6 protein-coding genes are annotated in these 8,068 nt (G+C 72.3%); all 6 read left to right on the top strand.

Annotation, left to right across the window (positions count from 1 at the left end):
• Window positions 1-90 precede the first annotated feature (90 nt).
• Window positions 91-918, top strand: a complete 828-nt coding sequence (locus tag AOK18_RS18685) for a hypothetical protein (protein WP_055695117.1) — start codon at window positions 91-93, stop codon at window positions 916-918.
• A complete protein-coding gene (locus AOK18_RS18680) occupies window positions 908-2,248 on the top strand; it encodes a hypothetical protein (RefSeq protein ID WP_055695116.1) in 1,341 nt (446 codons plus the stop codon). Before AOK18_RS18685 ends, AOK18_RS18680 begins: the two co-directional genes overlap by 11 nt.
• Window positions 2,245-3,804 (top strand): SCO6880 family protein, encoded by a 1,560-nt coding sequence (locus AOK18_RS18675; protein ID WP_055695115.1) that lies wholly within the window; start codon window positions 2,245-2,247, stop codon window positions 3,802-3,804. The genes AOK18_RS18680 and AOK18_RS18675 overlap by 4 nt, the downstream gene beginning before the upstream one ends.
• Before the next feature lie 13 nt (window positions 3,805-3,817).
• Window positions 3,818-5,230: an ATP-binding protein gene (locus AOK18_RS18670; RefSeq protein ID WP_055571329.1), complete on the top strand. Its 1,413-nt coding sequence runs from the start codon at window positions 3,818-3,820 to the stop codon at window positions 5,228-5,230.
• Window positions 5,231-5,247: 17 nt separating this feature from the next.
• Window positions 5,248-6,831, top strand: coding sequence for a hypothetical protein (locus tag AOK18_RS18665; RefSeq protein ID WP_055695114.1), 1,584 nt, complete (start codon window positions 5,248-5,250; stop codon window positions 6,829-6,831).
• Window positions 6,832-7,050: 219 nt separating this feature from the next.
• Window positions 7,051-8,037, top strand: coding sequence for an aminoglycoside phosphotransferase family protein (locus AOK18_RS18660; protein ID WP_079105087.1), 987 nt, complete (start codon window positions 7,051-7,053; stop codon window positions 8,035-8,037).
• The last annotated feature ends 31 nt before the right edge of the window (window positions 8,038-8,068 follow it).

Raw genomic sequence — 8,068 nt, 5'->3', positions numbered from 1 at the left:
GCCCGCGCGGGGACCAGCACGGCTACCGTCGTACCAGGAGTACACGGAGTACGAGGTGTTTCCGCACGACGCTGAGGGGGCGCACGCGGTATGAGTCCCGGGGACGAGTACGAGAACACCGGCGGGTACGGCGGCACGGGCCAGACCCGCACCCGCATGCCGGACAGCGGCGGTCCCTACGGCGGCGGACGCAAGGGCGGCCGTACGTCGTCCCGCAGCCTGGTCATGGTGGTCGGCGTGGTGGTGCTCCTGATCGCCGCGATCGCCTTCGCGAACCGTGGCGGAGACACCTCCTCGACGGACGGGACCGACGACTCCCCGCAGACGGCGGCCACGGCCCCCTCCGGGGAGAAGCCGGTCCGGTCGGCGAACGCCGGCATCCCCTCCGGCTTCGCCCACGACCGCCAGGGGGCGGAGAGCGCGGCGGCGAACTACTCCGTCGCGTTGGGTTCGGCGGAGTTGTTCGACGCCGATCGTCGGCGCGACATCGTTACGGCTGTCTATGCCCCCGACGTCGCTGCCGCCCGACAGGCGGACCTCGACCGGGCGTACTCCAACGAGGAGTTTCTGGCGAACATCGGCCTCGACAAGACCGGCAAGGCTCCCACCGGACAGACCTTCATCTCTCGTGTGATCCCCGTGGGAACCAAGGTCACGAAGTCGACCGAGAACGCTGCCACTGTCGAGGTCTGGTACACCTCCCTGTTCGGTCTCTCCGGCGAGGGCTCGACCAATCCTGTGACGGAGAGCTGGTACACCACCACGTATCAGCTGTCATGGGTCGAGGACGATTGGAAGATCACGGACTTCCAGCAGAAGGACGGTCCCGTCCCAGTCGGGCGCGACCAGCAGGCCTCCACCGCCGACGACATGACGAAGGCTGTCGAGGAATTCGGAGGGTTCACGTATGCGCGCTAACCACCGCTTCCTCAAACTCACAGCCGCTGTCACCGTCGTACAAGCCGCGGCGGTGCTGTTCGCCACACGTGCCGTCGCCGAGCCCACCCCCACGCCGGCCCCCGAGGGCAGCAACGACCCCTGCGACCTGATCCGCGGCCCCGCCAAGGACTACTGCGACCGCGAAGGCGGTTCCTCCGGCGGCTCCTCCGGCAGGTCCGGCACCTTCAACGACCCCACCTCCGCCCTCGACCCCCTGGGTTCCCTCGCCCGGGGCTGTGCCGATGCCGCGAGCTGGACGATCAAGAAGCTCAGTGCCGCCGTCGACGAGACGGCGGCCGTGGACTTCACCAACCCCACGTTCCTGAAGCAGTACGGGGTCGTCTTCGCCGCGTCGACGGTCCTGACGCTGATCCTGTGGCTGATGGCGGTCGCCAAGCGGGCCGTGCGGGGCGTCCCCCTCACGACGGCCCTGTCCGAGGCGATCGGCTTCCTGTGGCTGACGGTGCTGGCCTCGGCGTTCACCCCGCTGATCCTCTACACGGTCGTGCGGGCCACGGACGGCATCACCGAGGTGCTGGCGAACGCGACCGGCGACCAGACCAGCACGTTCTTCGGCACGTTCGCCGGCGCCCTGGAGAAGGGCGAGGACATCGGCGGCGGCCCGATCATGCTGATCGTCGTCTCGCTGGTGTCGATCGTCGCGGCCGGGGTGTTGTGGCTGGAGCTGGTGATCCGCGCGGCGCTGCTCTACGTGGGCGCGCTGCTGGGCACGGTCGTGTACGCGGGTCTGGTCGACAAGAACCTGTGGGGCCACGTCCGGCGCTGGGCGGGCATCATGATCGCGGTGATCCTGGTGAAGCCGGTCGTCGTCATAGTGCTGGGTCTGGCGGGCGCGCTGTCCAACGAGGACGGGCCGAACGCGTTCTCCGCCGTGGTGTCCGGCCTGGCGATCATCCTGCTCGCCATCTTCGCGTCGGCGATGATCTACCGCTTCGTCCCCGGCTTCGGCGACGAGATCGCGAACTCGCGCAACAACCGCCTCATGCAGGGCGCCGAGGGCAAGGCCGCCGCCGTGATGAGCTCCCCGGCGACCATGGTCGCGCAGGGCATCAAGACCCACAGCACCCGCGCCGACCACCACGGCGGCGGGGGCGGCCGGTCCTCCGGCGGCGGCCGCCCGTCCAACCCCGTCTCCGGCGGGGTCGCCGCGCACAGTGCGCGCTCCTCGGCCGGCGGTGGCGGAGCCGTCCCCTCCGCCGCCCCCGCCCCCCGGCAGGGCAGCCCGGTGAGCACGCCCCACGGAAACCGCAACAGCAGCAACAACAGCACGGGAGGTGAAGGGCGTTGACGACCGAAGCCCATGTGTCCCATCCGGTCACGCCCCGCCGTACGTATCTGATCGGCCGGGCCCGGCCGAACGCGATCGTCGGCCGCAATCGCGAGACCGGTGAGATCGCGCTGATCGTCCTGGGCGCGTTCCTCGGCATGATGGCCGGTCTCCTCGTCCCCGTCCTGACCCTGCGGATCGTGCTGCTCGCGGGCCTCCCGATGATCGCCCTGGCGGCCGTGTACGTCCCCTACAAGGGCCGCACCTTCTACAAGTGGTTCGAGATCAACCGCAGCTACAAGCGGACCCTGCGCCGGGGCACGACGTACCGTTCGGGTGTCGTCGAGGCCGGCACCCGGCTGGACGGCCGGGAGGTCGAGGTCGGGCCGCCGCCCGGGATCGGCCGGATCACCTGGCTCGCCGCCCCCTTCGGGCCCGACGAGATCGCCGTGCAGCTGCACGCGGACCGCAAGACGGTGACCGCGGCCATCGAGATCGAGGGCCCCGGCGTGGGCCTGCGCGACTCCGAGGACCAGGAGGCGCTCGTCGACCGCTTCGGCACGCTGCTCAAGCACGTGGCCAACGGCGACGGCTTCGTCACCCGCATCCAGATGCTCGCCCGCACGCTGCCCGCCGACCCCGACGCGCACGCCAAGGACGTCTCCCAGCGCGGGGACGAGAAGGCGCCGTACTGGCTCCAGCAGTCCTACGACCAGCTGCAGTCCATGGTGTCGACCAGCAGCGAGCAGCACCGCGCGTACCTGGTCGCCTGCATGCACTACACGCGCGAGCTGGCCTCCGAGGCCAACGCGATGGCGCGCGCGGTGCGCACCCAGGGGCGCCGCAAGGTGGACCGGGACGCCGGGCTGGCCGTCGTCATGGCCAGGGAGCTGACCGACATCTGCTCCCGGCTCCAGGAGGCCGACATCCGCGTGCGGCAGCCGCTCGGCCAGAGCCGCCTGTCCTCGTTGATCCACTCCATGTACGACCCGGACCATCCGATCGACCACATCCAGGCGATGACCAAGCGCAACGCCTGGCCGGCCGAGCTCGACGCCATGGAGCCCACCTACCTCCAGGCCAAGACCCGCGAGTCCTCCACCCGCGCCCCCTGGTGCCACGCCACGGCCTGGATCAAGGAGTGGCCGATGACCCCGGTGGGCGTCAACTTCCTGGCGCCGCTCCTCGTCCACACCCCGGACGTGATCCGCACGGTCGCCGTGACGATGGACCTGGAGCCCACCGAGGTCGCCATCGAGCGCATGCTGACGGAGAAGACGAACGACGAGGCCGAGGCGTCCCGGGCCGCGAAGATGAACCGCACGGTCGACCCGCGCGACATCGCCGCCCACGGCCGGCTCGACCAGCGCGGCGAGGACCTCGCCAGCGGCGCGGCCGGCGTCAACCTCGTCGGCTACATCACCGTCTCCTCCCGCAACCCCGAGGCGCTGGCCCGCGACAAGCGGACCATCCGGGCCTCGGCCGGAAAGTCGTACCTGAAGCTGGAGTGGTGCGACCGCGAGCACCACCGCGCCTTCGTGAACACTCTCCCGTTCGCCACCGGCATTCGAAGGTAGGGGCTGAGTTCTGATGCGGGATCCGCTGTCCGTCGTCACCGACGCCTTCACGTCGTTCCTGTTCGGGAAGGTCGAGACGACACGGCTGCCGGTGCGCACCTCCACGGGCCAGGCACAGGCCGTCTACCTCCCGACCGCCGCCCCCGGCCTCGGTGACTCCGGCGTGATCATCGGCCGCGAGGTCTACTCCGGCAAGGGCTACATCTACGACCCGTTCCAGCTGTACGGCCAGCAGCTGCCCGCACCGCACTGGCTGGTCCTCGGCGAGTCCGGCAACGGCAAGTCGGCGCTGGAGAAGACGTACGTCATGCGCCAGCTGCGCTTCCGCGACCGCCAGGTCGTCGTCCTGGACGCCCAGGGCGAGGACGGGGTCGGCGAGTGGAACCTGATCGCGCAGGAGCTGGGCATCACGCCCATCCGGCTGGATCCGAGGGCCGCCCTGGACCACGGCATCCGGCTCAACCCGCTCGACCCGTCGATCACCACGACCGGTCAGCTCGCCCTGCTGCGCACCATCATCGAGGTCGCGATGGGGCACGGCCTGGACGAGCGGGCCGGTTTCGCGCTGAAGGTCGCGCACGCCTACGTCACCGAGACGATCGTCGAACGCCAGCCGGTCCTCACCGACATCGTCGAGCGGCTGCGCCACCCCGAGGCGGAGTCGGCGGAGGCGATGAACGTCGCCATAGACGACGTGCGGGCCTGGGGTCTGGACGTCGCGCTCGTCCTGGACCGCCTGGTCGACGGCGACCTGCGGGGCATGTTCGACGGTCCGACGACCGTCGGCATCGACCTGGACGCGCCGCTGATCGTCTTCGACCTGTCGCACATCGACCGCAACTCCATCGCCATGCCGATCCTGATGGCGATCGTCGGCGTGTGGCTGGAGCACACCTGGATCCGCCCCGACCGCAAGAAGCGCATCTTCCTGGTCGAGGAGGCCTGGCACATCATCAACAGCCCGTTCGTGGCGCAGCTGTTCCAGCGGCTGCTCAAGTTCGGCCGCCGGCTGGGCCTGTCGTTCGTCGCGGTCGTCCACCACCTGTCCGACGTGGTGGACGGGGCGGCGGCGAAGGAGGCGGCGGCGATCCTCAAGATGGCGTCGACCCGGACCATCTACGCCCAGAAGGCCGACGAGGCGCGGGCGACGGGCAGAGTGCTGGGCCTGCCCCGGTGGGCGGTGGAGATCATCCCCTCGCTCACCCCGGGCATCGCCGTCTGGGACGTCAACGGCAACGTCCAGGTCGTCAAGCACCTCATCACCGACACCGAACGCCCCCTGGTCTTCACCGACCGCGCGATGACCGAGTCCTCCCTCGACCTGGCCGCCGGCGACGCCCTGCGCGCCGCCGAACTGGAGGCGGAGCAGCGGGCGGCGGCCTTCGTGGAACAGCACATCGGCGACTCCGAGTCGACGGTGGCGTAGGGGGGAAGGAATCCCACGTGAGACCGGACGGGCAGGGCGGCGGACAGGGACGGAACGGCCAGGGCGGCATCCCGGACGGGCTGCTGGTCGGGCTGCTCGCGTTCCTGCTCGGCATCACCCTGATGGTGTGGACGGCCACCGGCCTCGCGGGCCTCTTCGCCCGCGGTTCCTGGCCGTCCGGCGTCACCTTCGCCGACACCCCGGTCGCCATGCGCCACCTCGTCGCGGAACCCCACGACATCCCGGGCGCCTGGCCGGACACCCCCGCGTCCGCCCTCTCGGGGTACGGGCTGTTCTGGGGCCTGTTCATCGGCCAGCTGATGCTGCTCACCGTCCTCACCGTCTTCGTCCTGGGCACGCTGGCCCGCTGGCGGGCCGTACGGGCCCGGCAGCGGGCGGAACGGACGGCGGGACGCACGGCGACGGCGACCTCGGCCCCGGCCCCGGCCCCGGCACCGGAGCCGGAGCCGGAGCCGGTCCGGCACGAGGTACCGACCCCGGGAGCGGTGCCCGAACCCGTCCCCGAGCCCGTGCGGGAAACGGCACCGCTGCCCGTCCCGGCACCACTCCGGGGAGCCACCCCCACCGAAGCCTCTCCCCTCCCGGCGGCCCCGATGGCCCCGACCGACTCGGCGGCCCCGGTGGACCCGGTGGTCCTGTCGAAGGCGCCGGAGGCGCCCCGCCCGGTGGTCTACGGTCCCCCGGACATCCGCCACGCCACCGCCGCCGCGGCCGTACGGGAGGCGGAGGGCCCCGTCCTCGTCCTCACCTCGAACCCCGCCCTCTGGGAGGAGACGAAGGGCGGGCGGGCCAAGCTCGGTCCCGTCCACCTCTACGACCCGACCCACCGCTGCGACACCCCGGTCCGCCTCCACTGGTCGCCCCTGAGCGGCTGCGAGGACAAGGAGACGGCCGTCGCGCGCGCCGCCGCCCTGCTGGCCCCGGTCCGCCCCTCCTCCCGGCTCGACCAGGCCGTCGGCGACACCGCCCAGCTCCTCCTGCGGAGCTACCTGCACGCCGCCGCCGTGGACGGCCGTACCGTCCGCCACCTCCACCGCTGGGCACAGGGCACCCAGGTCCAGGACGCCGTGCGCATCCTGCGCACCCATCCGAAGGCCGCCCCGGGCGCCGCGGGCGAGCTCGAGGCGACCCTCACCGCGCACCCCGAACGCCGGGACGTCGCGCAGCAGCTGACGACGCGTGCGCTGGCGGCCCTGTCCACGGTCAACGTCCGCGAGGCCTGCACACCCCACCGAACTGATGCGCTCGCCCTGGATTCCTTCGTGCACGAAGGGGGCACACTTTATGTGGTGGGTGAATCCATCGAGGATCCGCGCACCCGTCCGGGTGCGATGCCGTTGCTGACGGCTCTCACCGCGAGCGTGGTCGAGCACGGCCGACGCATGGCCGAACGGTCATCCTTCGGTCGGCTCGACCCACCATTCACCCTGGTCCTGGAGGACGTGGCGGCCGTGGCCCCCCTCCCCCGGCTCCCGGACCTCCTCGCCACCGGCCCGGACCGGGGCATGCCCACCCTGGCCCTGCTCCGCTCCCGCGAACAGTCCCGCTCCCGCTGGCCCCACGACGAACTCCCGGCGTGAGCGCGACGCCCCGCCCGTTCCGCTCACGCACCCCCTTCACCGGATCGCCCCCGGCCGACCGCCGTGACGGCCGGCCGTCACCTCCGGCGGCGACACCGCGGCACGGCGACGTCACAGTGCGGCGTCACCGCGGCCACCGAATATGGGCTGCGGCTCGTGGCCCGGCCGTGCGACGATCCCGGCCGGAACCGAGAGACCTGGTGGGGGCCCATGGGCAGGATGCACGCGGACGAAGCCGAGACCGACACCGGCCTGGTCCGGCGGCTGCTGCGCGCCCAGTTCCCCCGGTGGGCGGACCTGCCCGTCACCCGGCTCGCCTCCGGGGGCACGGTCAACGCGATCTACCGGCTCGGCCGGGACCTGACGGTCCGGCTGCCGCTGCGTCCCGACGGAGCCGGGGCCATCGCGCGGGAGGCGCGGCTGCTCCCCCGGCTGGCCCCGCTGCTGCCCCTGCCGATCCCGGAGGTGGTGGCGACCGGCGTCCCGGGGGAGGGCTACCCCCTGGTGTGGGCGGTGCACCGGTGGATCGAGGGCCGCAGCCCGGTGGAGGGCGACCTGGCCGAGCCCGAGCTCGTGGCCCGCGACCTCGCCGAGTTCGCGACCGCCCTCCGCAAGGTGGACCTCCCCGGCGGTCCGCCCGCGCACCGGGGCGGACCGCTGATCTCCCAGGACCGGGAGACGCGGGCGGCGATCGAGGCGCTGCGCCGCACCGACGAACCCTTCGACGCCGACGAGATCACCGCGGCCTGGGAGGAGGCCCTCGCGGCACCGGCGTGGACCGGTCCGGCCCGCTGGACGCACTCCGACCTCATGCCGGGCAATCTGCTGCTCGCCGGCGACCGCGTCACCGCCGTCATCGACTTCGGCACCGCGGGCACGGGCGAACCGGCCACCGACCTCATCCCGGCCTGGAACCTGCTGCCGGCCCCGGCCCGGCGGGTCTACCGCGAGGCGGTGGACGTGGACGACGCGACGTGGGCCCGGAGCCGGGGCTGGGCCCTGTCCATGGCGGTCGTCCAACTGCCGTACTACCGCACGACCAACCCGGTCGTCGCGGCCAACGCCCGGCACGTCATCCGGGAGATCCTCGGCACCCCCGCACAGGAAGGAGCAGGGGCGCACCTCCCCCCACGGGACGCGCCTCCCCCGGGAGGACTCCGCAAGGGGCCCCGCCCGCCGGGACCGGCGCCCACCCCCGGGCGCTGAAGGCCGGCCCGGCCGTCCTCCGGCCGTCCGC

The sequence above is a fragment of the Streptomyces prasinopilosus genome (assembly GCF_001419695.1).
Classification (GTDB): Bacteria; Actinomycetota; Actinomycetes; order Streptomycetales; family Streptomycetaceae; genus Streptomyces; species Streptomyces prasinopilosus.
Note: the sequence above shows the minus strand (reverse complement) of the source record. Positions and strands in the feature narration are given on the sequence as shown.